Here is a 24,983-nt window from a genome sequence, read left to right as displayed (position 1 = left end):
GAGCCGCCACGCGGCGCAATCACCCCGCCCGCGAAATCCCCGGATGCGGCGCTCGCGCTAGCATCGCTCCATGAGCAAGCCTTCCACGACCCTGATCCACCACCCCTACGTTCCGCCCGCCACCTTCGCCGCGCCGCAGCCCGGCGTGTTCAAGGCATCGACCGTGTTCTTCGCCGACGTGGCCGCCATGCGCGCACGCGACTGGCGCACCAAGGCCGGCTACACCTACGGGCTGCACGGTACGCCCACCACCTTCACGCTTGAGGAGCGCCTGGCCACGCTCGAAGGCGGCACTGAATGCCTGCTCGTGCCCAGCGGGCTGGCGGCCATCTCGCTGGTGTCGTTCGCCTTTCTCAAGACCGGCGATGAGGTGCTGATCCCCGACAACGCCTACGGCCCTAACAAGGCGCTGGCCACCGGCGAGCTGGCGAATTTCGGCATCACCCACCGCATGTACGACGCGATGAATCCGGCCGACCTCGCCGCCAAGCTGTCGGATCGCACGCGGCTGGTCTGGGTCGAGGCAGCGGGCTCGGTGACGATGGAGTTTCCCGATCTGCCCGCACTCGTGAACGTCTGCCGCGCGCGCGGCGTGATGACTGCGCTCGACAACACCTGGGGCGCGGGCCTGGCCTTTGCGCCCTTCGATTTCAACGACAGCGGGCAGGGCGTCGACATCTCGGTGCACGCGCTCACGAAGTACCCGAGCGGCGGCGGCGACGTGCTCATGGGGAGCGTGATCACGCGCGACGAGCGGCTGCACCGCGCGCTCAAGCTCACGCACATGCGCATGGGTTTCGGCATCGGCGTGGGCGATGTCGAGACGCTGCTGCGCTCGCTGCCCAGCATCGCGCTGCGCTATGCCGCTCACGACCGCGCGGCGCGTGAGCTGGCCGGCTGGCTCAACGGCTGCGACGAGATCGCGCAGGTGCTGCACCCAGCGCTCGAAGACTCGCCCGGGCACGTGCACTGGCGCGCGCTGTGCGGCGAGACCGACCTGGCCGCAGGCCTGTTCTCGGTGGTGTTCGACGAGCGCTACAGCACCGAGCAGGTCGACCGCTTCTGCGACAGCCTGCAGCTCTTCCGCCTCGGCTATTCGTGGGGCGGCCCTATCAGCCTGGTGGTGCCGTACGACATTGGCCTGATGCGCGACGCCTCCGTGGCGCGCTGGCCTTACAAGGGCACGCTCGTTCGTTTTTCGATCGGCCTCGAAGACGTGGAGGACCTGCGTGCCGATCTGCAGCAGGCGCTGGCGCGGATGTAAAAAATCGCTTCCCGCTCTCTGAGAGCGTCATTGGGTACCGTCTTGGGACTGCACCGTTATCGCTTACAGTAGGCCACGCGCAGTCACCCTGACTGCCTCGCCCAAGGAGAAGCAGTGGCAACACCCAATTACGGCTACGAGAAGCGCCAGAAAGAGCTGGCCAAGAAGAAGAAGAAGGAAGAAAAGCTCCGGGAAAAGGCGAACCGCAAACTCAATCCGAGCAGCGACGGCTTGGCCCCCGGAGACCCGGAAACCGATGTGGCCTCGCTCGAACGCGATCCACCCACGGTGCCCGAGTTGCCCACCAAGAACGGTTGATCCGCTCCTGGCGTACCCATCAAGAAGCCGCCGCAGGCCTGCGCCTGCGGCGGTTTTTTTATTTCGGCAGCAGCTTGCGCAGCTCGGGCCAGACGTTGTCCAGCAGTTGCGGCTGCGCCGCGGCCGTCGGGTGGATGCGGTCGGCCTGGAACAGCGAGAGCGCGTCGGGCGCATCGGCCACGCCCTTGAGCAGGAAGGGCACGAGCGCAGACTTGGTCGCGCCCGCCACCTTGGAGAACACCGCCTCGAAGCGCCGCGTGTAGTCGCCGCCGTAGTTCGGCGGCACCTGGATGCCGACGATCAGCACCTTCGCGCCTGCAGCCTGCGCGGCCTTGGTGATCTGCATCAGGTTGCTTTCCGTGTCCGAGAGCGGCAGGCCGCGCAGAGCGTCGTTGGCGCCGAGCTCCAGCACCACGTGGCTGGGCTTGTGCTGCGCGAGCAGCGAAGCAAGGCGCGAGCGCCCGCCGGAGCTGGTGTCGCCGCTGATGCTGGCGTTGACCACGGTGGCCGCGATCTTCTGCTGCGCAAGCCTTTTTTCGAGCAAGGGTACCCAGCCTTCGCCGCGCTTGAGGCCGTACTCTGCGCTCAGCGAATCGCCGAGCACCAGGATCACCGGCTTGCCAGCCGTCGGTACTTGGGCCTGCGCCGCTGTCGTCCATAGCCCCGCGCTGCCGAGCGCGGCGGTGGTCAAGATAAAGTCACGTCGATTCAAAACCAAAGCCTTTCCATGTCCCAACCCCCGTCTGATGCCATTGTCGCCGTCGAGCATGTCTTCAAGTCCGTCACCGATTCGGCCGGCACGCTGGACATTCTGCAGGACATCGATTTCACCCTCGGCGCGCGGGAAACCGCAGCCATCGTCGGCGCCTCCGGCTCCGGCAAGAGCACCCTGTTGTCGATCATTGCGGGGCTGGACACGCCCACGCGCGGCACGGTGCGCATCGCCGGCGAAGACATCTTCGCCATCGACGAGGACGAGCGCGCCGCCGTGCGCGCGCAGCGCGTGGGCTTTGTGTTCCAGAGCTTCCAGCTGCTGGGCAACCTGAGCGCGCTCGAAAACGTGATGCTGCCGCTGGAGCTGGCCAACCGCAAGGACGCCCGCAAGGCGGCCACCGAAATGCTCGGCCGCGTCGGCCTCGGCCAGCGGCTCGGACACTACCCCAAGGTGCTCTCGGGCGGCGAGCAGCAGCGCGTGGCGCTGGCCCGAGCCTTCGTGGTGCAACCGGCGCTGCTGCTGGCCGACGAGCCCACCGGCAGCCTCGACTTCGCCACCGGCGAGCAGGTGATGCGGCTGATGTTCGACCTGAATCGCGAGCTCGGCACCACGCTCGTGCTCGTCACCCACGACCGGGGCATCGCGGCCCGATGCGAGCGACGCATCACCATCGAGGCCGGTCGTGTCGCACTTAATGAAAAAGTGGCTCTGGCGCCCGCCTGACAAGCGCAATAAGCTATTAAACATAAGTAAATAGCCAGCCACACAGGAGATATTCATGGAGGAGCTTCCGCCCGACGCCGTCCTGGCGCTGCAGCGCGGCAGGATGATCGAGGCCATCAAGATCGTGCGCGATCGCACGGGCGTGGACCTCAAGTCGGCCAAGGACGCTGTCGATCACTACGCCGACAGGCTGGAGCGGGGGGAAGGCGATGCCAGCGGACGCGGCGCGCCTGCCGCCGCCATGCAGGACCGCGGCTTCGCCTCGATGCCCTCCATCGCACTTGCAGCCCTGGCGCAGGGCAACAAGATCGAGGCCATTCGCCTCACGCGCGAAGCCACGGGCCTGAGCCTGTCTGCGGCCAAGCGGCTGGTCGACAACCACGACGATCCGGCGCTCGGCAGTTTCAGCCCCCTGACCCAGCACATGCCGCGCCGCCCGATGGACGAACCGGGCCGCGTGCACGGCGACGGCTACAAATGGCTGCCGGCGTTGATCATCGTGCTGGCGGCGGTCATGGCCTGGTTGTTGTTTGCCGGAAAGGCTTGAGTCGATGATCGTTCCCCAGTTCTGGGCCGAAGGCCGTATCCAGGAGAGCGTGGCCGGCAAGCAGTTCACCGTGCGCCGCTTCGGCTGGTCGGACGAGAGCCCGCTGGCCGCGCAGGCGCACGCCGACCAGCGCACGCGCGATGCCTTCGACCGCATCGTTCACAAGGGCGAGAAACTCGAGCGCCGCGAACGCAAGATGCCCTACAACGGCGCCGACGGTACGCCGATCCGCGAGGAAATCGTCGAGCGCCAGGGCGACACCGTCATCACGCGCAACACCTATGGGGCGCGCTGCCTCAACACGCCCGACGTGCTGTTCGTCGACATCGACTTCGAGGAGCCCTTGCGCGGCAGCGTGTTCGGCTTTGCGCTGGTGCCGGCGCTGATCGCCGGAGTGGTCGGCGGCTGGGCCGCCAAGACCTGGCTGGGCGGGCTGATCGCGGGCATCGTGGTCTTCGTCGTGGCCTGGGTCATCGGCCAGCGCAAGAAGCGCGGCGAGCACAGCGGCAACCCCGCGCCTGAGAAGCGGGCGGCCGAGCGCATCGGGCGCTTCATGCAGCAGCACCCCGACTGGCACTTGCGCATCTACCGCACGCCCGCGGGCTTCCGGGTGCTGGCGATGCACGATGTCTTCGACCCGGCCGACACCGCGGTGGCCGACTGTTTTCATGCAATGGGCGTCGACAAGGTCTACGCACGCATGTGCCGCAACCAGAAATGCTTTCGTGCCCGGCTGAGCGCCAAGCCTTGGCGCATCGGCATCGGCGAGCACATGCGGCCACAGCCGGGTGTGTGGCCGGTGTCGCCCGAGAAGCTGCCCGCGCGCGACGCCTGGATCGCGCGCTACGAAAAGGCGGCCGAGGGCCACGCCGCGTGCCAGTACCTGGAGAGCGTGGGCAATGGTGCGAAGGTGCATCCGAGCGCGCTGGCGGTGCAGGAACTGCACGACGAGCGCACCCGTGCGCTCAGCGGTTTGCCCCTAGCCTGACCACGCGAAGGGGGCAGGCCCCGGGGTAGGGATAATCCAGGGATGTCTTCCCCCAAAGTGATCTTCGGCTTCCATGCCGTGGGCGTGCGCATCAAGACCGCGCCGAAATCGGTGCTCGAAGTGATGTTCGACGCCAGCCGGCGCGATGCGCGCATGAAACAGTTCATCGCGCGTGCGCAGGAAGCCGGCGTGCGGCTGGTCGAGGCCGACGGCCTGCGGCTGTCCAAGCTCAGCGGCAGCCACGGCCACCAGGGCGTGGTGGCGCGGGTCGAACCCGTGGCCCAGGTCCGCTCGCTCGACGAACTGCTCGAAGGCCTCGAAGAGGCCGGCACCGTGCCCCTGCTGCTGGTGCTCGACGGCGTGACCGACCCGCACAACCTCGGCGCCTGCCTGCGCGTGGCCGATGGTGCCGGCGCGCATGCGGTCATCGCCCCCAAGGACCACGCGGCCGGCATCAACGCCACCGTGGCCAAGGTGGCCAGCGGCGCGGCCGAGACGGTGCCGTACTTCATGGTCACCAACCTCGCGCGCACCCTGAACGAACTCAAGGAGCGCAACATCTGGTGCGTGGGCACCAGCGACGACGCGCCGGGCACGATCTACCAGAGCGACTTCAAGCGCCCCCTGGCGCTGGTGCTGGGCGCCGAAGGCGAAGGCATGAGGCAGCTCACGCGCAAGACCTGCGACGAACTGGTGAGCATTCCGATGGCTGGCGCGGTCGAGAGCCTGAATGTCTCGGTGGCGAGCGGCGTGTGCCTCTACGAGGCGATGCGGCAGCGCGGTCTTTGAGGCCATGCGAACCCTCGTTTCAGGACTCTTCCTGCTCGTTGTGCTCGGCTTGGGAGGCTTTTACTTCACCAATCGCCAACTGGTTGATGCCAACATCGAATCACTGACCAAGGCGACATCGCCGCTAGAGATTTCGCTCAACGATTTCTCCTCGGACATGACTGAGGCCGACGTGCGCGCCGCGGTGGACTTGCCCGAGCTGCGATGTGTCGACGAGCGTGCGCTGCGTTCGATGGGTGACCGCACTTGCTACGCCAACATTAAGTCCTTCCACAAGGTGCAGGCCCTGCTGGTCGCGTTCTTCTTCAAGGAGGGCAGACTCTCCACCATCAAGATCGACGTGCCGAACTGGCGGCATACCAATATGGCGCGCGCGCTGTCCAGGCAATACGGCTCGCCGACCGGTGCGCAGGATCAACCCGTGGCCGGTGTGCGGCTGGTGCGCTGGGACGCCGAGCGCGGCCGTATCTACTACAACCGCGATCGCGAGTTGAACCGGGCGAGTTGGAGCACGGTTTACTGGGAAAGCGAGCGAAAGGCAGCTCGCCGCTGAAGTGATGCTCGTGTGCTAGCCCTTGGGCAGCGATGTGCCCTTGCGGTGGAAGTAGATGAGCTCCGCCACCCGCCGCATCTGTGGCGTGCCCAGCAGGTGGTTGAACATCCAGTCGCTCTGGAAATGGTCGAAGGCCCAGCGCAGCGTGCGCTTGAGCCGGAAGCCCGGGTAGCCACGCACGAACCACGTGGCCGGGTCGCCGGCCTCGCCGCGCACGAAGCTCGCCACCGCCTCTCCCGCGCGCTCCCCGTGCAACAGCGCCGTGTGGATGCCGCCTGCCGTCACCGGCGACACCATGCCCGCCGCATCACCCACCAGCAGGGCCCGTTCGCGCGCCACCACCGGCAGCACGCCGCCGCAAGGGATCATTCCCGCGCGTATTGCGACTGGCGGGGCATCTCCTGGCGTGACCACCGAAGCAATCTTGCGCAGCAGCGGATCGAGCCTAAGCGCGCCCGCGTCGTTGTGCACCATGCGGCGAGCCAGCCCGATCTGGCTCACGCCCACACCGTCGAGCGCCCAACCGATATAGCCGGGCGCGAGCTTGCGGTCGATGAAGCAATGCAGCAGGCCGGGCGCCATCCGCGCGCCCTGGTATTCGTGCTCGATGCCGTAGAGGAAGCGCGTGTTGCGCGACAGGCCTAGAGCCTTGGCAACGCGCGAGTGGGGGCCGTCAGCGCCCACGAGGTAGGTGGCCGTGATGCAGGGCCCTTGCGTCACAGGCACCTCCCACCGGCCGTTGAGCCACAGTGCCTGCTCGAACAGCGTGCCAAGTCGCACGTCCACGCCGCTGGCGCGGGCCGAGCCGACCATCCAGTCGAGCAGGGCGGGCGCGTCGGTGGCCCAGAACCAGTAGCCCGGCGCATGCAGGTCGACATGGCGCATGTTGGGCGAGTAGAGCCGCACCCCTTCGATGCGGCGCACGAGTGTCGCTGGCACTTCGGCCAGCCACGGCACGCTGTCGACCGCGTCCTTGACGATGATGCCGGTGGTGTGCAGCTTGGCGCCGGCGGTGGTCTTCTTCTCCAGCACCATCACGCTGAGGCCCGCAAGGGCTGCGGCCCGGGCACAGGCCAAGCCCGCAAAGCTCGCGCCCACGACGAGAAGGTCGACCTTGATGTTGCCGGGGCTTGCTGCTGGAGTCGGGGCCGGCTGGGGCGCTGCGCAGGACGAAGGGGCGAGGGGAGAAAAGAAGCTGGAAGAAGTGTGCATGGGGCAGCCAACTGGATTCGATGCGCACCGCGGTCTGCGGTGCGCATGCGAAGTTAGCTACGCCATGTGCGCGCGGCGTGAAGCCTGTGTGAACACTATTGATGCACCCGGCCGCTCAGGACGGATCCTTGCCACGTGTGCGGCTCACCGCGCTGAAGATGCCAATCCCCAGCAGGATCACCGCCCCGATGCCGATGTAGAGCGTCGGCACGCCGGCGACGGAGGCGCCCCAGATGAGGCCGCCCAGGAAGATCACGAAACCGATCATGTAGAGCGCGAATGACATCGTCGTTCCTCTGGAAGCTGAGATGCCTTGCAGTATCCCGGGCAGTGGCATGCGCCACACAGGCATCGGCCGCCAGTGCGTGTCGGAGCTTGCCTACCCTGCGCGTGCGGCTACTCCGGGCTCGCCACCAGCAGATAGCGGCAGGCGGTGCGCCCCAGCGCCTTGAAGACCAGCGGCCGGTCCACGCCGAAGTCGAGGCAGTCGCCCGGCGCGAGCTCGAAGCGCTCGTCGCCGTAGTCCACCCGCAGCGCGCCTTCGAGCATCCACAGGCATTGCCGGTAGGGTTTGCCGCTCCAGCGCGGGTAGTCGACCTGCGCCGAGCGCGGCAGTTCGACCTCGACCAGTTCGACGCCGCTGCCCGCATGGCGCTCGGTGACCTGGCGCCGCAGGTAGCCCGCCTTCGGGTCGCGCCAGACCTCCTGCTCGGCGCGCGTGCGCAGGCGCTGTGGCTGCTCTTTCTCTTCCGTCAGGAGCTGCGCCAGCGGCACGCCGAGGCCAGCGGCCAGCCGCCCCAGCAGCACGGCCGTGGGGCTGCTCTGCGCGCGCTCCACCTTGGAAATCATGGCCTTGCTCACGCCCGAGCGCTCGGCCAGTTCCGCGAGGCTCAGCCCTTGTGCCTGACGCAGCGCGAGCAGCTGGGTGGCGATGAGCATGTCGATGCTCTGGCCGGGCGTATCGGCAGGAGATGAATCGTTTCTCATATGAGATTATTATTCTCCTATATTGAACGAAATTTCAACGAGGACACCATGCGTCTCATCCCCTGCACCGAAGAAGCGCACGCCACCGCGATCCTGGCCATCCTCAACGAGGCCATCGTCACCTCCACCGCGCTATACGACTACAAGCCGCGCACGCCCGAGAACATGGTCGCGTGGTTCGCGACCAAGCGTGCCAATGGCTTCCCCGTGATCGGGGCCGTGGACGATGCTGGCAAGCTGCTGGGTTTCGCGAGCTACGGCACGTTCCGCGCCTTTCCCGCCTACAAGTACACGGTGGAGCACTCGGTCTATGTCGACAGCGCGCACCGCGGCGAGGGCCTGGGCCGCACGCTGATGGAGGCGATCATTGCCGAGGCCATCGCGCGCGAAGTGCACGTGATGGTCGGCGCCATCGATGCCGCCAACGCCGGCAGCATCGCGCTGCATGAGCGCCTGGGCTTCGAGCATTCGGGCACGGTGCGGCAGGCTGGCTTCAAGTTCGGCCGCTGGCTCGACGTGGCCTTCTACCAGCGCATTCTTGCGACGCCGCTGAACCCGGTCGACGGTTGAGGCGGTCAGGCCAGCACGAAGAAGCGCATCACCACCTCGGCCGGGTGGCGCACCCCGGCACCGACGAACATGCGCTCGTTGATCCACTTCAGCGAAGGCGATGAGGTCTCGAAGCGCGGGCTGCAGCGAAAGTACACCTGCGACGGATCGACCGGTTCGCCGCGCAGCAGCTTGCCCATTACCTCGGGCGAGGCCGAACGCACCGCATGGTTCTGCACGTAGACCAGATCGCCCGCATCGGTCTCCAGGCCATAGCGCGCGTCGAGTTCGGAGAGCGTGTCGCTCACGATCAACTGAAAGTCGCTGCCGCCCGGCAGCACGCGCGCCCGCCAGCCGTGGCCGATGGCTTCGCCGCCCGTGATCGGCACCACTCGGCGCAGCCCGCGCGGGCTGTTGCCCAGCACCTGCGGCACGCCCACCTCGACGCGCAGGTCGACGAAGTGCTCGAGCGTGGGCGCTGCGATGGTGTCGAACACGCTCATCGCTGGGAGCTGCTCAGGCGGCGGGTTTTGCTTCAGCGCTGGCGCGGTCGAGCATCTCGATGGTGCCCGCGTCGAGCTTCAGCTGCGTTGCGACCACGAGCTCTTCGAGCTGCGCGATGGAGGTGGCGCTGGCAATGGGCGCCGTCACGCCCGGGCGTGCGATCTGCCAGGCGATGGCGACCTGGCCCGGCTTGGCGTTGTACTGCTGGGCCACCTTGTCGAGCGCGTCGAGGATGCGCAGGCCGCGCTCGTTGAGATACTTCTTCGTGGTGTTGGCGCCGCGCGCGCTCTTGGCGGCATCGGCCTCGGTGCGGTACTTGCCCGTGAGGAAGCCGGCGGCCAGAGCGTAGAAGTTGATCACGCCAACTTCGCGCTTGATGCACAGCGGCTCCAGCGCATGTTCGAACACTGCGCGGTCGTACAGGTTGTACAGCGGCTGCAGGCTTTCATAGCGGGCGATGCCCAGGCGTTCCGACACGTCGAGCGCCTCGGCCAGCCGCGGCGCGCTGTAGTTCGATGCGCCAATGGCGCGCACCTTGCCCTCCTTGATCAGGTCGTCGAAGGCGCCGAGCGACTCTTCGAGCGGCGTGTTGGCATCGTCATCGTGCGACTGGTAGAGGTCGATGTAGTCCGTCTGCAGGCGCTTGAGCGAGGCCTCGACGGCTTCGCGGATGTACTTGGGCGCCAGCCCGACCTTGCCTTCGCCCATCGGCTTGCCGACCTTGGTGGCCAGCACCACGCGGTTGCGCTTGCCGCTGTGCTTGAGCCATTTGCCGATGATGGTCTCGGACTCGCCGCCGGTGTGGCCCGGCACCCATGCCGAATACACGTCAGCGGTGTCGACGAAGTTGAAGCCCGCATCCAGCCAGGCATCGAGCAGCTTGAACGACGCAGCTTCGTCGACGGTCCAGCCGAACACGTTGCCGCCGAAGGCGAGCGGGGAAACCAGGAGGCCGGAGCGGCCGAGCGGGCGAAGTTGCGACATGTCGAGTGTTCCTGTTGAAAGGGATGAGACGAAGACGAAGGATCAGACGAAGCCCACGGCGCCCAGCGCCGCTCCGGCGCCGAGCAGCCAGAGCAGATGAATGCGCGTGCGCCAGACAATAAGGGCGGAAACGCCGGTCAGCACCCACAGGTGCCAGGCAGGCGCATTGCCGGCATGGTTTCCCGCCGCCAGCACCCAGCCGGTGGCGATCAGCAGGCCCACCACCACGGGTGCCATGCCCTGTTTGAAGGCACGCACCTCGCGGCGCGTGCGGTTGCGGTGGCCCCAGCGCGTGGCGAAGTAGGTGAGGGTGGTGCTCGGCAGCATGATGCCGACCATGGTGAGCATCAGCCCGAAGAAGCCGAGCAGCCAGGCCGAGGGCCCGGCGCCGATGCCGCCGCCCGCGTTGAGCCCGACGTTCCAGCCCATCAGCGCCACGAACAGCACGTTGGGCCCGGGCGCGGCCTGCGCGATGGCGATCGAGGAACTGAACTGCGCGTCGGTGAGCCAGTTGTGCTGGACTACGAGGTAGCGGTGCATGTCGGGCACCGTGGTGATGGCGCCGCTGATCGACAGCAGCGACAGCAGCGCGTATTGCCCGAACAGGGCCAGCCAGTCGTGCCATTGCATCGTGATGGTCATGGCGCAATCCTCTTCCAGGTCCACACGCAGGCGACGCCACCCACCACCAGCAGCACCCATCCGAGCGGGATCTTGAACACCGCAATGGCCACGAACACCAGCGCCATGAAAGTCAGGCAGGTTGCAAAGCCCAGCGGATGCTTGCGCAGCTGCGGCACCAGCTTGATGCCGGTCGCGGCAATCAGCCCGCCCGACACCGCACCCATGCCGCGCAGCGCGGCCGCGACCTGCGGGTTGCCGGCGAAGTGTGCATACAGCACGGCCAGCGCGAGGATGACCACCAGCGGAATGGTCAACATGCCCGCCAGGGCGGCGAGCGCGCCGCGCAAGCCGAAGTAGCGATCGCCGATCATCAGCGCGAGGTTGATCACGTTGGGCCCCGGCATCACCTGCGCCACGGCCCAGTCTTCGAGGAACTGCTCGGGCGTGAGCCATTTCTTCTTCTCGACCATCTCGCGCTGGACGATGGCGAGTACACCGCCGAAGCCCTGCAATGCGAGCCAGGTGAACGAAACAAAAAGGTCGCGTGGCGACTGGGGCTGGGCGGCGGCGGGGGCTGGCGACGCCGCCGCGCCGGAGGCAGAAGGAGACGTGTGCATGTGGAGCGATTATCGTAGGCAGGCCCGCAACCTGCCGGGCGCCGGGCCGTAAGGCCGCCGGGCACTTTCTTCACGGGGGACACTTCAGCATGGTCAAGCAACTGCGCGCGCTCTTCGATCTCTGCCAGCGGGCCTTCAACTCCTGGTCGAACGACTACGCCCCGAGCATGGGCGCCGCGCTGGCCTACTACACGGTGTTCTCCATTGCGCCGCTGTTGCTGATCGTGATCGCGGTGGCCGGCCTGGTCTTCGGGCAGGAGGCCGCGCGCGGCGAGATCTTCGCGCAGCTCTCGGGGCTGATGGGCGAGCAGGGCGCGGCGGCGGTGCAGGGCATGCTGAAGGCCGTCAACAAGCCGACCGAGGGCATCGTTGCCACGGTGATCGGTATCGGCCTGCTGGTGGTGGGTGCCACCACCGTCTTCGGCGAACTGCAGGACGCGCTCGACCGCATCTGGCGCGCGCCGGCCCGCGCCAAGAACAAGGGGCTGTTCAACATGCTGCGCGTGCGGATGCTGTCGTTCAGCATGATCATGGGCATCGGCTTTTTGCTCATGGTGTCGCTGGTGGCGAGCGCGGCGCTCGCGGCCCTGGGCAAGTGGTGGTCGCCGGTGTTCGGCGCGTGGGAGACGACGGCGCAGGCCGTCAACTTCGTCTTCAGCTTCGCAATGGTGACGGCGATCTTCGCGATGATCTACAAGATCATGCCGCGCGCCAAGGTGCAGTGGCGCGACGTGTGGGTGGGGGCGGCTGTCACGGCGCTGCTCTTCACCGTGGGCAAGCACCTGATCGGGCTGTACATCGGCAAGAGCAGCGTGGCCTCGGGCTACGGGGCCGCGGGCTCGCTGGTGGTGGTGCTGGTGTGGGTGTATTACTCGGCGCAGATCTTCCTGCTGGGGGCCGAGTTCACCTGGGTCTATGCGCGCACCTATGGCTCCATGAAAGACACGAAGGGTGTGAGCGACCTGAATCCCTCGCCGACGCGCGACGTGCCGCTGCCGCACAACGACGCCTGAGCCTGAAGCCTTAGTTCAGCCGGCGAAGCCGCCTTCGTCGAGAAAGCCCTGTTCTTCCGCAGTGGTGCTGCGCCCGAGCATCCTGTTGCGGTGCGGAAAGCGGCCGAAGCGCGCAATGATGTCCCGGTGCAGCACCGCGTAGCGCTGTGTGTTGGCGTCGAGCGCCGCGTTGAGTCCGACCGAGCGCTCCTGCTCGGCCAGCACTTCGGAATGCATGAAGGGCAGGTAGAAGAAACGTCGCAGAACCGGCTCGCACTGCCGGTCGAAGCCTGATTCGACCGCCTGCTTTGCCACGGCCAGTGCCTTGCCGTCGGTGGCCAGCATGTGCGGGCTGCCACGCCAGGTGTTGCGGGGAAACTGATCGAGCAGCACCAGCAAGGCCAGAGCGCCTTCGGCGTCGGATGTCCAGTGGTCGAGCTCGCTGCGGGCTGCTGCCTGATGGGCGTGCGAGAAGCGTGCGGCGAAGTCGGCGTCGAAGGAGTCGTTCTTGGCAAACCAGCGTTCCGGGCCGGCTTCGCGCCAGAAATCGACCACGTCGCGGGCGGTGGGGAGAGCATTGAAAGTCATCGTTGCATTTTCTTTCAGGCTTTTTTAGCCGTTCGGCGGCCGTCAAAGTCGGGGTGGTGGCCGACAAGCCAAGCCCGTCGTGCTGCCTATGCTGTGGAGGCTTTCATAACTCAGGAGATCAAGCTCATGACCAAATATGGCACCTTTTTGCGCGCAGCCCTCATCACCGGGGTGGCCAGTGCCGCGCTGGTCGGCTGCGGAATGATGTCGAAGTCGAACGTCGCGAGCTTCAGCGGCGCGATGAATGCGGCCAGCGAAGTCCCGCCCAACATGACGCGCGGCAGCGGCATGGCCGAGGCTTGGCTCGACCGCGACACCAACGTGCTCAAGTACAAGATCACCTACACCGGCCTGAGCGGCCCGGCCACCATGGCGCACTTCCATGGCCCGGCGGCTGCGGGCGCCAATGCCGGCGTGGTGCTGCCCTTCGCCAACCCGGCGAGCCCGATCGAAGGCCAGGCCACGCTCACGCCGGCGCAGGCTGCCGACCTGTCTGCGGGCAAGTGGTACGCCAACATCCACACCGCCGCCAACCCAGGCGGCGAGATCCGCGGACAGATGCTGCCGAAGATGTGACATCCTCCCGGGGGGCAACAACCCCTGGTCAGGTTGGTGTCGCGGGGCTGGTGTCAAATGAACGCATGACGACGACACCACCGAAGAAAAAACCCCGTGCCGCCTCCAAGCCCCTCAACCCTTTTGCTTCGCGCCGCGAAGACATGCGCACCGCCCGCAAGGCGCTGGTGCTGCAGGGTGGGGGCGCGCTCGGCGCCTACCAGGCCGGCGTGTATGCGGCGCTCAGCGAAACCGAATTGCAGCCGCACTGGATTGCGGGCGTTTCCATCGGCGCCATCAATGCGGCACTGATTGCGGGCAATGCGCCCGAGCAGCGCGTCGACCGGCTGCGCGAGTTCTGGCACCTGGTGTCTTCGGGGCCTTCGCAGCGCCTGCCTTCGTGGCTGGGCGACCGGGCACTGCAGAACCAGTACAGCGCCACCATGGCCTCGCTGGTGGGCATTCCGGGCTTCTTCGAGCCGCGGTATTCGCCGGCCTTCCTGATGGGCGGGGCGGCGCCGCTGCTGAGCTACTACGACACCTCCGCGCTCAAATCCACGCTCGAACGGCTCGTCGACTTCGACCGCATTAATGCCTGCGAGGCGCGCTTCAGCGTGGGCGCGGTCAATGTGCGCACCGGCAACTCGGTGTACTTCGACAACACGCGCCAGCTCATCGGGCCCGAACACATCATGGCCAGCGGCGCGTTGCCGCCGGGCTTCGCGCCGATCAGCATCGACGGCGACGACTACTGGGACGGCGGCATCGTGTCGAACACGCCGCTGCAGTACGTGCTCGACACGCATCCGCGCAACGAGCCGCTGGTGGTGCTGCAGGTCGATCTGTTCAATGCGCGCGGCGAAATGCCGCGCACCATGGCGGGCGTGATGGAGCGGCAGAAGGACATCACCTACTCCAGCCGCACCCGCATGAACACCGATGCGCTGGCCGCCAACATGAACCTGCAGCAGGCGATTGCCGACCTGATCTCCAAGCTGCCGGCCGGCCTGCGCAGCGACCCGAGCGTGCTCGCGGTGCAGTCGCAACTCACGCACGAGCCCATCGACATCTTTCACCTGATCTACCGCGACAAGCCCTACGAGCTGGAATCGAAAGATTACGAGTTCTCGCGCGCCGCCGTGGAAGAGCACTGGGATTCAGGCGCGCGCGACATGCGCAACACGCTGGCCCACCCTGAGACGCTGCGTGCCGACGCAACGGTCAACGGCGTGACCACCTTCGACCTTGGCGAGCACGGCTCGGGGCGCGTCAAGCGGCCGGGCCTTTCGCGCTGATACACAGACACAGGCGATTCAGTTCCAACTAAGAAACCAGCGCGAGACTGGGCCGTCACTTCACTTCAACAGGAGGAAATGTTTTCATGAACATTGAAGATGTGCGACGAACGGCATTCGCGATGCCGCTGACCAGTCCCGCTTTTCCGCCCGGCCCGTACCGGTTCGTGCGGCGCGAATTTCTCATCCTCACGTACCGCACCGACATGGACGCCCTGCGCGCCGTGGTGCCCGAGCCGCTCGAAGTGGTCGAGCCGCTGGTCAAGTACGAATTCATTCGCATGCCCGACTCCACCGGCTTTGGCGACTACACCGAGTCGGGCCAGGTCATTCCGGTGCAGCTGCGCACAGCCAGGGGCGTGGAGAAGGGCGCGTACGTGCACGCGATGTACCTCAACGACCATCCGCCCATTGCCGGTGGCCGCGAGCTCTGGGGCTTTCCGAAGAAGCTTGCTTCGCCGGTGCTCGACTACGAGACCGACGTGGTGGTCGGCACGCTCGACTACGGCAAGGTGCGTGTGGCCAAGGCCACGATGGGCTTCAAGCACCGCGCGCTCGACCCGGAGCCCATCCTCGCGGGCATTGCGCAACCCAACTTTCTGCTCAAGATCATTCCGCACGTCGACGGCACGGCGCGCATCTGCGAGCTGGTGCGCTATCACATGGTCGACGTGACGCTGCACGGCGCTTGGGGCGGGCCCGGCTCGCTCGAACTGCACCCGCACGCGCTGGCGCCTGTGGCCGACCTGCCGGTGCTCAAGGTCGAATCGGCCGTGCACTACATCGCGGACATGACTCTTGCTTTGGGCACGGTCGAGTACGACTATCTCGCCTGATTCTTGCTGCCCTTTTCAAACCCGACTCTTACCAAGGAACTTCACCATGCAACTCAAGGACAAGGTCGCCTACATCACCGGCTCGGCCAGTGGCATCGGCAAGGAAATCGCCATCCTGTTCGCGCAGGAAGGCGCCAAGATCATCATTGCCGACCTCAACAAGGAAGCGGCTGACGGCACCGCGGCCGAGCTCAAGGCCACGGGCGCGCAGGCCGTCGGCGTGGGCGTCGACGTGACGAACGAAGACCAGGTCAACGCCTCGGTCGAAGAGGGTGCTGCGGCCTTCGGCGGCATCGACATCCTCATCAGCAACGCCGGCATCCAGATCGTGCACCCGGTGGAAGAGTTCAGCTTCGCCGACTGGAAGAAGATGCTCGCCATTCACCTCGACGGCGCGTTCCTCACCACCAAGGCTTGCCTGAAGCACATGTATGCACAAGGCCGTGGTGGCAGCGTGATCTACATGGGCTCGGTGCACTCGAAGGAAGCTTCGCTGCTGAAGGCGCCCTACGTCACAGCCAAGCACGGCCTCATCGGCCTGGCCAAGACGGTCGCGAAGGAAGGCGCCAAGCACGGCGTGCGCGCCAACGTGATCTGCCCGGGCTTCGTGCGCACGCCGCTCGTCGAGAAGCAGATTCCCGAGCAGGCCAAGACCCTGGGCATCAGCGAGCAGGAAGTCATCAAGAACGTGATGCTGAAGGAAACGGTCGATGGCGAGTTCACGACCACGGAAGACGTGGCTCGCGTCGCACTGTTGTTCGCGGGCTTCCCGACGAATGCACTTACCGGCCAGTCGCTCGTTGTGAGCCACGGCTGGTTCATGCAATAAGCAGACGCTACAGCTTCAGCTCCCAGGTCTCACCCACCTGCGGCGAGCCGTAGCCCTCGTGCGGCTCCGACTTGGTGAGCTGGAAGCCGCGCTTGGCATAGATGCCGCGCGCGGCCACCAGGCAGCTGTTGGTCCACAGCACCATCTTCTTGTAGCCCTTGAGGCGCGCGAAGGCGATGCATTCGTCCACCAGCTTGCCGCCCAGGCCCAGTCCGCGCGCGGCGGGCGCGAGGATCAGCAACCGCAGCTGCGCCACCGCGGCCGTTTTGCGCACCACGAAGATCGCACCCACCCGCTCGCCGTTGAGCTCGGCAATCCAGCAGCGCTCCCACTCGGGCTGGAACTTGAGCAAGAACTCGCCCGCGATGCCGGCCACCAGCGCCTCGAAGGTGCTGTTCCAGCCGTACTCGCGCGCATAGACCTCGCCGTGCTGCTGCACTACCCAGCCGATGTCGCCGGGCGCCGGGTCGCGCAGGATGGCGGCCTGGGGCTTGGGCGGAGCGGCCTCGGGGTCGAGGAGCGACTGCACCGTGCCCATGGCCTGCACCAGCTGCTGGCGCTGCGGCGGCGCGAGCGAGGCGAGCAGGGCGGTGGCTTCTTCGCGTGATTTCTGTTGCAGCGGCGCGAATGCGGCGTGGCCGGCTTCGGTCAGGCGCAGGACACTCTGGCGCGCATCGCGCGGGTGCGGCTCGCGCGTGAGCCAGCCTTCGTTCTCGAAGCGGCGCAGGATGCGGCTCATGTAGCCCGCGTCGAGCCCGAGGTCGCGCCCGATTTCGCTCGCGACCGCCACATCGCGGTGCGCCAGCTCGTACAGCACGCGCACGTCGGTCAACGACATGGCGCTGCCGAGGTAGGGATCGAGGGCGCCGATGCGGCGGGTGTAGAAGCGGTTGAATTGACGGATCGCCTTGACGGCGGCGGGATCGATGGTGGGTAAAGTCGCTGACATGGCTGCCATTGTCATTCAGATGGTTGACTTTGGCAATCAATTGAGGCTTCGAAGAGGCCCGGTCACAGGATGTTTGCCGCGACAGACATGATGGAAAACCCTAAAATCGAGGGTTGCCCACAACGGCGCTCCCACGGCGCCGTCAATTCCCACCGATGAACGCCCCCGTCGACGTCTCCTTTTTCACGCGCGCCGCCAAGCCGCTGACCAGCTACCGCAAGTACTGGGCGGCCCGTTTCGGCACGGCCAAGTTCCTGCCGACTTCGCGCAAGGAAATGGAAGCGCTCGGCTGGGACAGCTGCGACATCATCGTGGTCACGGGCGACGCCTACGTCGACCACCCCAGCTTCGGCATGTCGGTCATCGGCCGCATGCTTGAGGCGCAGGGCTTTCGCGTCGGCATCATCGCGCAGCCCGACTGGCAGAGCGCCGAGCCCTTCAAGGCGCTGGGCAAGCCGAACCTGTTCTTCGGCGTCACCGCCGGCAACATGGATTCGATGATCAACCGCTACACGGCCGATCGCAAGATCCGCAGCGACGACGCCTACACCCCCGGCGACGTCGGCGGCTCGCGCCCCGACCGCGCGGCCATCGTGTATTCGCAGCGCTGCAAGGAAGCCTGGAACGACGTGCCGATCATCCTCGGCGGCATCGAAGGCAGCCTGCGCCGCATCGCCCACTACGACTACTGGTCGGACAAGGTGCGCCGCTCCATCGTCGTCGACTCGAAGTGCGATCTGCTGCTGTACGGCAACGCCGAGCGCGCCATCGTCGAAATTGCTCACCGCCTGGCCGCCAAGGAGCCGGTGCAGCAGATCACCGACGTGCGTGGCACTGCCTATGTGCGGCGCGAAACGCCCGAGGGCTGGTTCGAGATCAATTCCACCAGCGTCGATGAGCCCGGCCGCGTCGAGGCCCACGTCAATCCGTACCTGATGGTGTCCGACCAGGCCAAGGCCAACGGCGCCACCTGTGCGAAGGAAGACGAGGCCGAAGCCGTCGCCAAGGCTGCAGAAGCCGCTGGATTGGCCGCCGGCTCGGTGGTCAACCCCACCATCAAGCCGCTGAACTTCGTGCCCAATCCGGCGCTGCAGCCCCGCGGCAAGATCGCCGTTCCGCCGCGCGACCGCTCGGTGATCCGCCTGCCGGCCTACGAGCAGGTGCGCAGCGACCCGGTGCTCTACGCGCACGCCAACCGCGTGCTGCACCTGGAGACCAACCCCGGCAACGCCCGCGCGCTGGTGCAGGCGCACGGCGAGGGCGCCACGGCGCGCGACGTGTGGATCAACCCGCCGCCCATTCCGCTCACCACGGCAGAGATGGACCACGTGTTCGACCTGCCGTATGCGCGCAGCCCGCATCCGCGCTACGCCGACGAGAACGGCAGCCACGACGGCGCGACCAAGATCCCCGCGTGGGAGATGATCCGCTTCAGCGTGAACATCATGCGCGGCTGCTTCGGCGGCTGCACCTTCTGCTCGATCACCGAGCACGAGGGCCGCATCATCCAGAGCCGCTCGGAGGATTCGATCATCAAGGAGGTCGAAGCCATCCGCGACTCGGTGAAGGGCTTCACCGGCACCATCTCCGACCTCGGCGGCCCCACGGCCAACATGTACCGCATCGGCTGCAAGTCGCCCGAGATCGAGTCGGCCTGCCGCAAGCCCAGCTGCGTGTACCCGGGCATCTGCCCGAACCTCAACACCAACCACGACCCGCTGATCAAGATCTACCGCCGGGCGCGTGCGTTGAAGGGCATCAAGAAAATCCTGATCGGCTCGGGCCTGCGCTACGACCTGGCCGTGCAGTCGCCCGAGTACGTGAAGGAGCTGGTGCAGCACCACGTTGGCGGCTACCTGAAGATCGCGCCCGAGCACACCGAGCAGGGCCCGCTCACGAAGATGATGAAGCCCGGCATCGGCAGCTATGACAAGTTCAAGCAGATGTTCGAGAAGTACTCGGCCGAGGCGGGCAAGAAGCAGTACCTGATTCCGTACTTCATTGCCGCGCATCCGGGCACCAGCGACGAAGACATGATGAACCTCGCGATCTGGCTCAAGAAGAACGGCTTTCGCGCCGACCAGGTGCAGACCTTCTATCCGAGCCCGATGGCCACGGCCACGACGATGTATCACACCAACAAGAACCCGCTGCGCAAGATCACGCGCGAGAGCGAGACGGTGGATATCGTGCGCGGCGACAAGCGCCGTCGACTGCACAAGGCCTTCCTGCGCTACCACGACGCCAACAACTGGCCGCTGCTGCGTGAGGCTTTGAAGAGCATGGGCCGCGCCGACCTGATCGGCAACGGCAAGCACCACCTCATCCCGACGTGGCAGCCGCTGACCGACGGCGGCTACACGAGCGCGCGTCGCAAGAACTCGACCGTCGCACCGGCGGTCGGCAAGTCCGCGCCGGTCAAGCTGACGCCGGTGAAGCCCTCGAAGGGCCGCATCCTCACACAGCACACCGGCCTGCCGCCGCGCGACAACGGTTCCGGCGCGGCGCCGCGCAAGGCTGCTGGTCCGGTGCGCGGCAGCATTCGCAAGCCGCGCTGAGTTTCAGAACGCCAGCAGGCCCGCTGGCAGCAGCTTGCCGACCCAGGCACCCATGGCTGCCATGTGTGCCAGCACCGTGGCCCAGTAGCCCGCCATGAAGCTCGCTTTGCGCACCTTGTGGCGGAACAGCCGCTGCGCGACCCAGGCGCCGGGCCAACCCCCGATCAGTGAGAGCAGGTGCAGCGTGTTCTCTGCGGTGCGCCAGCGGCCTGTTTCGGCTGCGTTCTTGTCGAAGCCGTAGATGAAGAAAGTCAGCAGGCTGAGCAGCGCCAAAACGCCAAGCGCGATCGGTGGAAGGCGTGCGGTCCATACGCCGTAGCCGAGCAGCGCGCCGTAGGCCATGAGCAGAAGAGCCATCGGCAAAGGGGACGAAGAAGAGGTCGACGAACGCACCGAGCGATCAGGTTGCCGGCGAGGCGGTGCCGACCTCCGCTGCGGTTGTGATTGCGGCTGCCGTGCTGCACCGGCTGCCTGTACCGACATCGCACGCGGCCCCTTGCCGCCAACATGGATCTCCTCGAAGTTCACCCTCATGCCGACCTGCGGCGTGGTGCCCCGGTCGGTGAAGTCGCGCAGATGCACGAACACATCGGCGGAGATTTCGGGGCAGCGGATGAAGCCGAAGCCCCGGTCCTTTTCCCATCGAACGAGCGTGCCCTGGCGTTTCATCGGCGGGATTCTCGCCGCTACGCGTACTGCATCTCGCCATTGCCGAACGACCAGTTTTCCTTCGCCACCTCGACGAGATTGATGAAAACATCCTCGCGCCGGATGCCCAGTTGGCCGTGCAGATCGTCGGCCACGCGCTTGTAGAAGGCCTTCTTCATCTCCGTCGTTCTTCCGTGATTCAGCGTGATCTGGATCAGCACGAAGCCCGGCGAGTAGACAACACCGAGGTAGCTCGCCGGATGGACCAGCTCGCGTGCGTCGTGCCGCGTGATGATCTGGAACTTGTCGTCTTCCGGCACGTTGATGGTGTCCCGCATGGCCTGATAAATGAGATCCCCGATGGCCGGACCCAGGGTCTCGGGGCTGTCATTGGAAAGATCGATCCGGACGAGTGGCATCTGCGGTTCCTCGAAAAAGAGTGGGAACCTAAGATACACCCCGTATCGATCGGCCATGGCGGGCGCGATGCTGCTGCTGGTGCGGCGCAGCAAGCCCGCGCAGTCCGACTGAAGGCGAGGGTGGGGCGGTCCGCTGTATGGTGTGGGCCATGAGCAGTTCGTACTACCCGTCGGCTTCATGGACGATGCGCACCCTGGCGGGGGCGCTTCTGCTGCTCGCGGCTTCGGCGCAAGTGCTTGCCGCCGCACCGGAGAATTCCTCCGCCCAGGCGCTGCGTGCCACCCATCAGCGCTTGAGCGACAAGCTCGACAAGAGCAGTTTCGGGCGGCCCGTGCAGCTCGATTCCATGGAGACGGCCGACGGCCTGCAGGGCGATGTCTACGCCGTGGTCGAGCATCCGCTCGCGGAAATCAGCACCACGCTGAAGGGATCGGCCCACTGGTGCGAAGTGCTGACGCTGCACATCAACAACCGGCGCTGCAGCACGGCCAGCGGTCCGCAGGGGCGCGAGATGCTGACGCTCTACGTGGTGCGGCGCTACGACAAGCCCATCGACCAGGCCTTCGAGCTGCCGTTCGTCTACCGGGTAGCGAGTGCCACGCCCGAGCACCTGATGGTCGAGCTGTCGGCCGAGACCGGGCCGCTGGGCACCAGCAACTATCGCGTCACGCTGGAGGCCGTGGCGCTCGACGAGCGCAAGAGCTTCCTGCATTTCAGCTACAGCTATGACCACAACACCATGGTGCGGCTGGGCACCATGGCCTACCTGGCGACCTTCGGCAGCGACAAGGTGGGCTTCACCGTGCTGGGCAAGACGCCGGAAGGCCAGCCCGACTACATCCGCGGCCTGCGCGGGCTGGTGGAGCGCAATGCGATGCGCTACTTCCTGACGCTAGATGCGTACCTTTCGGCTCCAGGGCCGGAGCAGGCCGACCGCCGCCAGCGCCGCTGGTTCGCGGCGGCCGAGCAGTACCCGCGCCAGTTGCACGAAGTTGATCTCGACACTTACCTCGCGCTCAAGCGCGAAGACCGGCAGCGCGACGGCGCCAGTCGCTGAATCAGCCGGCGAGTGTGAGCAGCGGCACGTCGCGCGCGCGGCTCATGGCTTCGAGTTCGGCGCGCGTGCGCGTCGCCAGCCAGGCGGCCAGCGCCTCGTGCGTGGCCGGCGCCAGCATGTCGCGCGAGGCGATCTGCGCCGCTTCGCAGAGCCGGTCGGCGAAGTGCGGCTCCAGCGCGGCCACGGCCACGCGGCCATCGGCGCAGGGGTAGACGCGGTAGCCGGCATGCGCGCCGCCGACCGTGCCCGAGGGCTGCGTCAGGCCCCAGGTGCGGGGCAGGGCGAGCCAGTCGGCCGAGGCGTTCAGCGCCACTTCGAGGTACACGCCGCCCGGCTTGCGGGACTGCAGCAGCATGGCCTTCAGCACCGCCTCGCTGGCGAGCAGGGCGCCGCCCATGTCGGCGTAGAGCGTCGGCGGAAGCTCGGTGCCGGTGACAAGCCCGCTTTCGGCGAGGTAAGTCAGGTCGTGGCCCGGCTCCTCGGCGCGTTCGCCCGGCGCGCCGACGATGGCCACTTGCGACAGCGACGGGTGGCGCGCCTGCAGCGCAGGCCAGTCGAGGCCGAGCTTGCGCAGCGCGGAGGGGCGGAACGACGTGAGCAGCACGTCCGTTTGCGCGAGCTCGGCGTGCAGTTGCTGTTGCCCTGCGTCTGTCTTCAGATCGGCCGTTTCGATGGCGATGCCTTCGTGCAGTGCGGCATACGCGGGCTTGTTGTAGAGCGCCATCGGGTCGCCGCCTGGCGGCTCGAGCTTCAGGCAGGTGGCGCCCATGCCACGACAGCGCAGCAGCGCCGCTGGCCCGGGCAGGTTGAGCGCAAGGCTCAGCACGCGCACGCCTTCTAGCGGTTGGAAGGAGATGGGGGTGGCACTGGACATGGGGCGTTGATCCGGAGAAACAGGTCAGCGGCCATTCTCACCCGTGCGGCGCGGGGAGAAGCCAGATTCCGCAAGCCGCCATCGAGGCGGCGCGCGTAGCATGCGCCATGGCAGCGCTCGTCCTTGCCGCTGCCGCAACGACCAAGGAGACAAAGCATGTTCGAAGCTTCCCTGATGAGCGGCCAGCGCATCCTCGTGACCGGCGGCGGCACGGGCCTCGGCCGCGCGATGGCCGAGCGCTTCCTGAGCCTTGGCGCCGACGTGGCCATCTGCGGCCGGCGCCAGTCGGTCTGCGAGGAGACCGCGGCCGAATGGCGGCAGCAGTTTCCGGGCCGGCGCATCGACGCCTTCGGTGTGGACATCCGCATCGCGCAGCAGGTCGACGAGATGGTCGAGAGCCTGTTCCAGAGCGGCGGCCTCACGGGGCTCGTCAACAACGCGGCGGGCAACTTCGTCTCGCCGACCGAAAACCTCTCGCCGCGCGCCTTCGACGCCATCGCCAACATCGTGTTTCACGGCAGCTTCTACGTGACGCAGGCCGTGGGCAAGCGCTGGGTGGCGCAGGCCAAGTCGGGCCAGTGGAAGCCGGGCGATGCATTCCGCAGCGTGATGAGCATCATCGTCACCTGGGTCGACAACGGTAGCCCCTACGTCGTGCCCTCGGCCATGAGCAAGGCCGGCATCGAGGTGATGACCAAGTCGCTCGCGGTGGAGTGGGCGCGGCACGGCATCCGCCTGAATGCCGTCGGCCCCGGCGAGATTCCGACCGAGGGCATGAGCAAGCGGCTGAACCCCGGCGAGGAGCCCGGTGCACGAAGCAAGCAGAGCAACCCGATGGCGCGCACCGGCCGCATGAGCGAACTGCAGAACCTCGCTTCCTTCCTGATGGCGCCGGGCCAGTGCGACTGGCTCACGGGCCAGAGCATCATGATGGACGGCGGCAATGCGCTGGCCACCGGCGGCAATTTCTACGAGCTGCGCCAATGGAGCGACGCCGACTGGCTGGCCGCGCGCGAACGCATCGAGGCGCAGAACCAGAAGGACAAGGCGCAGCGCTGACGCCTTACTTGCGCGGTGGCTTCACCGCCTGCACGGTGACGTGCTTGTTCACCGGGCTCGAGAGCACCAGCGAGGTTGTCACCGAGCCGTCGACCGCCAGAGCGTCCACCACGCGCTCCAGGTCGACCGGCTCGGCGATCGCGCAGCGCACGATGAAGCAGCTTTCGCCGGTCACGCGATCGGCGCTCAGCACCTCGGGCATGGCGTCGAACAGCATCAGGTACTTGGCGATGCCCGCATGCGTGGTGTCGATGCGGATGATGGCCTGCAGGCCCACGCCCAACGCCCGCAGGTTGACGCGCGCGCCGTAGCCCTCGATCACGCCGGCCTCTTCGAGCTTGCGCACGCGCTCGCTCATGGCCGGCTGCGACAGGCCGATGCGCTTGCCCAGCGCGGCCAGGCTCTGGCGCGCGTCGGCCTGCAGCGCTTCGAGGATCTGCCGGTCTTTCTTGTCGATGTTCATGCGAGGTTCGCCTTGCCCCTGCTCAGTCCGCAATGTCCGCGCCGCGCTCGGCCAGCAGGCTGCGCAGCACGGAGCGGTGGCAGTGCGACTCGTCCTCGCAGTAGCAACCCACCGACAGGGCCGTGCCGTGCGACAGCGCGGCCAGCAGGTCGAGGCTGCGGCTCGCGTCGGACTCGGCCATCTCGGCCTTGAACTTGCGCACGAAGGCGTTCCATTGCGCCGGCGAGTCGGCTTTCTGGGCCTCCTGCGCCTGCTTCATCGTCTCGACGGAGGGGGCGAGGTTCGGGTACCACACGTCGTACCAGTTCTGCGAGGCGAACTCGGTCTTCGGAACGCCGCGTGGCGGGCGGCGCACGGTGCCGACGCGCAGGCCTTCGTCGGCGGCGCGCGGGGTGCCGAGGCGGACGATGCGGATGCTCATGGTGTTTTTCCTGTTCTGTAGGCGACAGCCGCGATCATCGCCGGGCGCCGTGCCGGGCGATACTG

General features: G+C 66.7%; 31 protein-coding genes. 16 read left to right on the top strand and 15 right to left on the bottom strand.

The window, feature by feature from the left end; genetic code table 11:
• Positions 1-70: 70 nt before the first annotated feature.
• Both ACSFBF_RS06560 and ACSFBF_RS06555 read left to right on the top strand, forming a co-directional pair.
• Positions 71-1,264: a PLP-dependent transferase gene (locus ACSFBF_RS06560; RefSeq protein ID WP_093176665.1), complete on the top strand. Its 1,194-nt coding sequence runs from the start codon at positions 71-73 to the stop codon at positions 1,262-1,264.
• A 114-nt stretch (positions 1,265-1,378) separates the two neighbouring features.
• Positions 1,379-1,582 carry a hypothetical protein gene (locus ACSFBF_RS06555; protein ID WP_093052173.1) on the top strand — a complete coding sequence of 68 codons (204 nt, stop codon included), beginning with the start codon at positions 1,379-1,381 and terminating at the stop codon, positions 1,580-1,582.
• 58 nt (positions 1,583-1,640) lie between these two features.
• Here ACSFBF_RS06555 and ACSFBF_RS06550 read toward each other — a convergent pair whose 3' ends face one another.
• Entirely contained in the window at positions 1,641-2,273 is a 633-nt protein-coding gene (locus ACSFBF_RS06550; protein WP_435465517.1) for an arylesterase, read from the bottom strand.
• Between the two features lie 36 nt (positions 2,274-2,309).
• Here ACSFBF_RS06550 and ACSFBF_RS06545 point away from each other — a divergent pair, with 36 nt between their 5' ends.
• From ACSFBF_RS06545 to ACSFBF_RS06525, 5 genes are read left to right on the top strand one after another with little or no spacing between them, the layout of a single operon-like run.
• Positions 2,310-3,020, top strand: a complete 711-nt coding sequence (locus ACSFBF_RS06545) for an ABC transporter ATP-binding protein (RefSeq protein WP_093052161.1) — start codon at positions 2,310-2,312, stop codon at positions 3,018-3,020.
• Positions 3,021-3,075: 55 nt separating this feature from the next.
• Positions 3,076-3,567, top strand: coding sequence for a hypothetical protein (locus ACSFBF_RS06540; RefSeq protein ID WP_435465516.1), 492 nt, complete (start codon positions 3,076-3,078; stop codon positions 3,565-3,567).
• A gap of 4 nt (positions 3,568-3,571) precedes the next feature.
• A complete protein-coding gene (locus ACSFBF_RS06535; RefSeq protein ID WP_435465515.1) occupies positions 3,572-4,555 on the top strand; it encodes an inorganic phosphate transporter in 984 nt (327 codons plus the stop codon).
• Positions 4,556-4,597: 42 nt separating this feature from the next.
• Positions 4,598-5,344, top strand: coding sequence for a 23S rRNA (guanosine(2251)-2'-O)-methyltransferase RlmB (gene rlmB, locus ACSFBF_RS06530; protein WP_435465514.1), 747 nt, complete (start codon positions 4,598-4,600; stop codon positions 5,342-5,344).
• A 4-nt stretch (positions 5,345-5,348) separates the two neighbouring features.
• Complete coding sequence (locus tag ACSFBF_RS06525; RefSeq protein WP_435465513.1) at positions 5,349-5,897, top strand: hypothetical protein; 549 nt, start codon at positions 5,349-5,351, stop codon at positions 5,895-5,897.
• A 15-nt stretch (positions 5,898-5,912) separates the two neighbouring features.
• Here the strand turns inward: ACSFBF_RS06525 and ACSFBF_RS06520 are convergent, their stop codons facing one another.
• The 3 genes from ACSFBF_RS06520 to ACSFBF_RS06510 form a co-directional block, all read right to left on the bottom strand.
• Positions 5,913-7,109, bottom strand: coding sequence for an NAD(P)/FAD-dependent oxidoreductase (locus ACSFBF_RS06520; RefSeq protein WP_435465512.1), 1,197 nt, complete (start codon positions 7,107-7,109; stop codon positions 5,913-5,915).
• Between the two features lie 115 nt (positions 7,110-7,224).
• Positions 7,225-7,395, bottom strand: coding sequence for a hypothetical protein (locus tag ACSFBF_RS06515; RefSeq protein ID WP_176928733.1), 171 nt, complete (start codon positions 7,393-7,395; stop codon positions 7,225-7,227).
• A gap of 110 nt (positions 7,396-7,505) precedes the next feature.
• The gene (locus ACSFBF_RS06510) at positions 7,506-8,096 is read right to left on the bottom strand and encodes a helix-turn-helix domain-containing protein (RefSeq protein WP_435465511.1); all 591 of its coding nucleotides are present in this window, start codon (positions 8,094-8,096) and stop codon (positions 7,506-7,508) included.
• Positions 8,097-8,144: 48 nt separating this feature from the next.
• Here ACSFBF_RS06510 and ACSFBF_RS06505 point away from each other — a divergent pair, with 48 nt between their 5' ends.
• The gene (locus ACSFBF_RS06505) at positions 8,145-8,666 is read left to right on the top strand and encodes a GNAT family N-acetyltransferase (RefSeq protein WP_435465510.1); all 522 of its coding nucleotides are present in this window, start codon (positions 8,145-8,147) and stop codon (positions 8,664-8,666) included.
• A 5-nt stretch (positions 8,667-8,671) separates the two neighbouring features.
• On the opposite strand, the gene ACSFBF_RS06500 is transcribed toward ACSFBF_RS06505, so the two are convergent.
• From ACSFBF_RS06500 to ACSFBF_RS06485, 4 genes are read right to left on the bottom strand one after another with little or no spacing between them, the layout of a single operon-like run.
• Entirely contained in the window at positions 8,672-9,148 is a 477-nt protein-coding gene (locus tag ACSFBF_RS06500) for a DUF3237 domain-containing protein (RefSeq protein WP_435465509.1), read from the bottom strand.
• Positions 9,149-9,161: 13 nt separating this feature from the next.
• The gene (locus tag ACSFBF_RS06495) at positions 9,162-10,133 is read right to left on the bottom strand and encodes an aldo/keto reductase (protein ID WP_435465508.1); all 972 of its coding nucleotides are present in this window, start codon (positions 10,131-10,133) and stop codon (positions 9,162-9,164) included.
• A 42-nt stretch (positions 10,134-10,175) separates the two neighbouring features.
• Positions 10,176-10,775, bottom strand: coding sequence for a chromate transporter (locus tag ACSFBF_RS06490; RefSeq protein ID WP_435465507.1), 600 nt, complete (start codon positions 10,773-10,775; stop codon positions 10,176-10,178).
• Positions 10,772-11,374, bottom strand: coding sequence for a chromate transporter (locus ACSFBF_RS06485; RefSeq protein WP_435465506.1), 603 nt, complete (start codon positions 11,372-11,374; stop codon positions 10,772-10,774). The genes ACSFBF_RS06490 and ACSFBF_RS06485 overlap by 4 nt, the downstream gene beginning before the upstream one ends.
• An 89-nt stretch (positions 11,375-11,463) precedes the next feature.
• Here ACSFBF_RS06485 and ACSFBF_RS06480 point away from each other — a divergent pair, with 89 nt between their 5' ends.
• Positions 11,464-12,387 (top strand): YihY/virulence factor BrkB family protein, encoded by a 924-nt coding sequence (locus tag ACSFBF_RS06480; RefSeq protein ID WP_435465505.1) that lies wholly within the window; start codon positions 11,464-11,466, stop codon positions 12,385-12,387.
• Positions 12,388-12,402: 15 nt separating this feature from the next.
• Here the strand turns inward: ACSFBF_RS06480 and ACSFBF_RS06475 are convergent, their stop codons facing one another.
• On the bottom strand, positions 12,403-12,954 hold the full coding sequence (locus tag ACSFBF_RS06475; RefSeq protein ID WP_435465504.1) for a DUF924 family protein: 552 nt from the start codon (positions 12,952-12,954) through the stop codon (positions 12,403-12,405).
• Positions 12,955-13,080: 126 nt separating this feature from the next.
• Here ACSFBF_RS06475 and ACSFBF_RS06470 point away from each other — a divergent pair, with 126 nt between their 5' ends.
• The 4 genes from ACSFBF_RS06470 to ACSFBF_RS06455 all read left to right on the top strand — a co-directional run bounded on the left by ACSFBF_RS06470 (position 13,081) and on the right by ACSFBF_RS06455 (position 16,469).
• Positions 13,081-13,530 (top strand): CHRD domain-containing protein, encoded by a 450-nt coding sequence (locus ACSFBF_RS06470; RefSeq protein WP_435465503.1) that lies wholly within the window; start codon positions 13,081-13,083, stop codon positions 13,528-13,530.
• 65 nt (positions 13,531-13,595) lie between these two features.
• Positions 13,596-14,804 carry a patatin-like phospholipase family protein gene (locus tag ACSFBF_RS06465; protein WP_435465502.1) on the top strand — a complete coding sequence of 403 codons (1,209 nt, stop codon included), beginning with the start codon at positions 13,596-13,598 and terminating at the stop codon, positions 14,802-14,804.
• Between the two features lie 86 nt (positions 14,805-14,890).
• On the top strand, positions 14,891-15,640 hold the full coding sequence (locus tag ACSFBF_RS06460; protein WP_435465501.1) for an acetoacetate decarboxylase: 750 nt from the start codon (positions 14,891-14,893) through the stop codon (positions 15,638-15,640).
• A gap of 46 nt (positions 15,641-15,686) precedes the next feature.
• Positions 15,687-16,469, top strand: coding sequence for a 3-hydroxybutyrate dehydrogenase (locus tag ACSFBF_RS06455; protein WP_435465500.1), 783 nt, complete (start codon positions 15,687-15,689; stop codon positions 16,467-16,469).
• 7 nt (positions 16,470-16,476) lie between these two features.
• Here ACSFBF_RS06455 and ACSFBF_RS06450 read toward each other — a convergent pair whose 3' ends face one another.
• The gene (locus tag ACSFBF_RS06450; RefSeq protein ID WP_435465499.1) at positions 16,477-17,427 is read right to left on the bottom strand and encodes a bifunctional helix-turn-helix transcriptional regulator/GNAT family N-acetyltransferase; all 951 of its coding nucleotides are present in this window, start codon (positions 17,425-17,427) and stop codon (positions 16,477-16,479) included.
• 146 nt (positions 17,428-17,573) lie between these two features.
• Between ACSFBF_RS06450 and ACSFBF_RS06445 the strand changes: the two genes are divergently transcribed.
• Positions 17,574-19,976, top strand: coding sequence for a YgiQ family radical SAM protein (locus ACSFBF_RS06445; RefSeq protein WP_435465498.1), 2,403 nt, complete (start codon positions 17,574-17,576; stop codon positions 19,974-19,976).
• A gap of 3 nt (positions 19,977-19,979) precedes the next feature.
• Here ACSFBF_RS06445 and ACSFBF_RS06440 read toward each other — a convergent pair whose 3' ends face one another.
• A complete protein-coding gene (locus tag ACSFBF_RS06440) occupies positions 19,980-20,645 on the bottom strand; it encodes a DUF1294 domain-containing protein (RefSeq protein ID WP_435465497.1) in 666 nt (221 codons plus the stop codon).
• 17 nt (positions 20,646-20,662) lie between these two features.
• Positions 20,663-21,043: a tautomerase family protein gene (locus ACSFBF_RS06435; RefSeq protein ID WP_435465496.1), complete on the bottom strand. Its 381-nt coding sequence runs from the start codon at positions 21,041-21,043 to the stop codon at positions 20,663-20,665.
• Between the two features lie 149 nt (positions 21,044-21,192).
• On the opposite strand from ACSFBF_RS06435, the gene ACSFBF_RS06430 reads away from it, so the two are divergent.
• A complete protein-coding gene (locus ACSFBF_RS06430) occupies positions 21,193-22,101 on the top strand; it encodes a hypothetical protein (RefSeq protein WP_435465495.1) in 909 nt (302 codons plus the stop codon).
• A gap of 1 nt (position 22,102) precedes the next feature.
• Here the strand turns inward: ACSFBF_RS06430 and ACSFBF_RS06425 are convergent, their stop codons facing one another.
• A complete protein-coding gene (locus tag ACSFBF_RS06425; RefSeq protein ID WP_435465494.1) occupies positions 22,103-22,975 on the bottom strand; it encodes a CoA transferase in 873 nt (290 codons plus the stop codon).
• Positions 22,976-23,131: 156 nt separating this feature from the next.
• On the opposite strand from ACSFBF_RS06425, the gene ACSFBF_RS06420 reads away from it, so the two are divergent.
• Positions 23,132-24,034, top strand: a complete 903-nt coding sequence (locus ACSFBF_RS06420; RefSeq protein ID WP_435465493.1) for an SDR family oxidoreductase — start codon at positions 23,132-23,134, stop codon at positions 24,032-24,034.
• A gap of 4 nt (positions 24,035-24,038) precedes the next feature.
• Here the strand turns inward: ACSFBF_RS06420 and ACSFBF_RS06415 are convergent, their stop codons facing one another.
• Both ACSFBF_RS06415 and ACSFBF_RS06410 read right to left on the bottom strand, forming a co-directional pair.
• Complete coding sequence (locus ACSFBF_RS06415; RefSeq protein WP_435465492.1) at positions 24,039-24,497, bottom strand: Lrp/AsnC family transcriptional regulator; 459 nt, start codon at positions 24,495-24,497, stop codon at positions 24,039-24,041.
• Positions 24,498-24,519: 22 nt separating this feature from the next.
• Positions 24,520-24,918, bottom strand: a complete 399-nt coding sequence (locus ACSFBF_RS06410; protein ID WP_435465491.1) for a DUF488 domain-containing protein — start codon at positions 24,916-24,918, stop codon at positions 24,520-24,522.
• Between the last annotated feature and the right edge of the window lie 65 nt (positions 24,919-24,983).

The organism is Variovorax nivicola, from assembly GCF_051216475.1.
Taxonomy (GTDB): Bacteria; Pseudomonadota; Gammaproteobacteria; order Burkholderiales; family Burkholderiaceae_C; genus Variovorax.
This window is presented reverse-complemented; position numbering and strand designations above follow the sequence as displayed.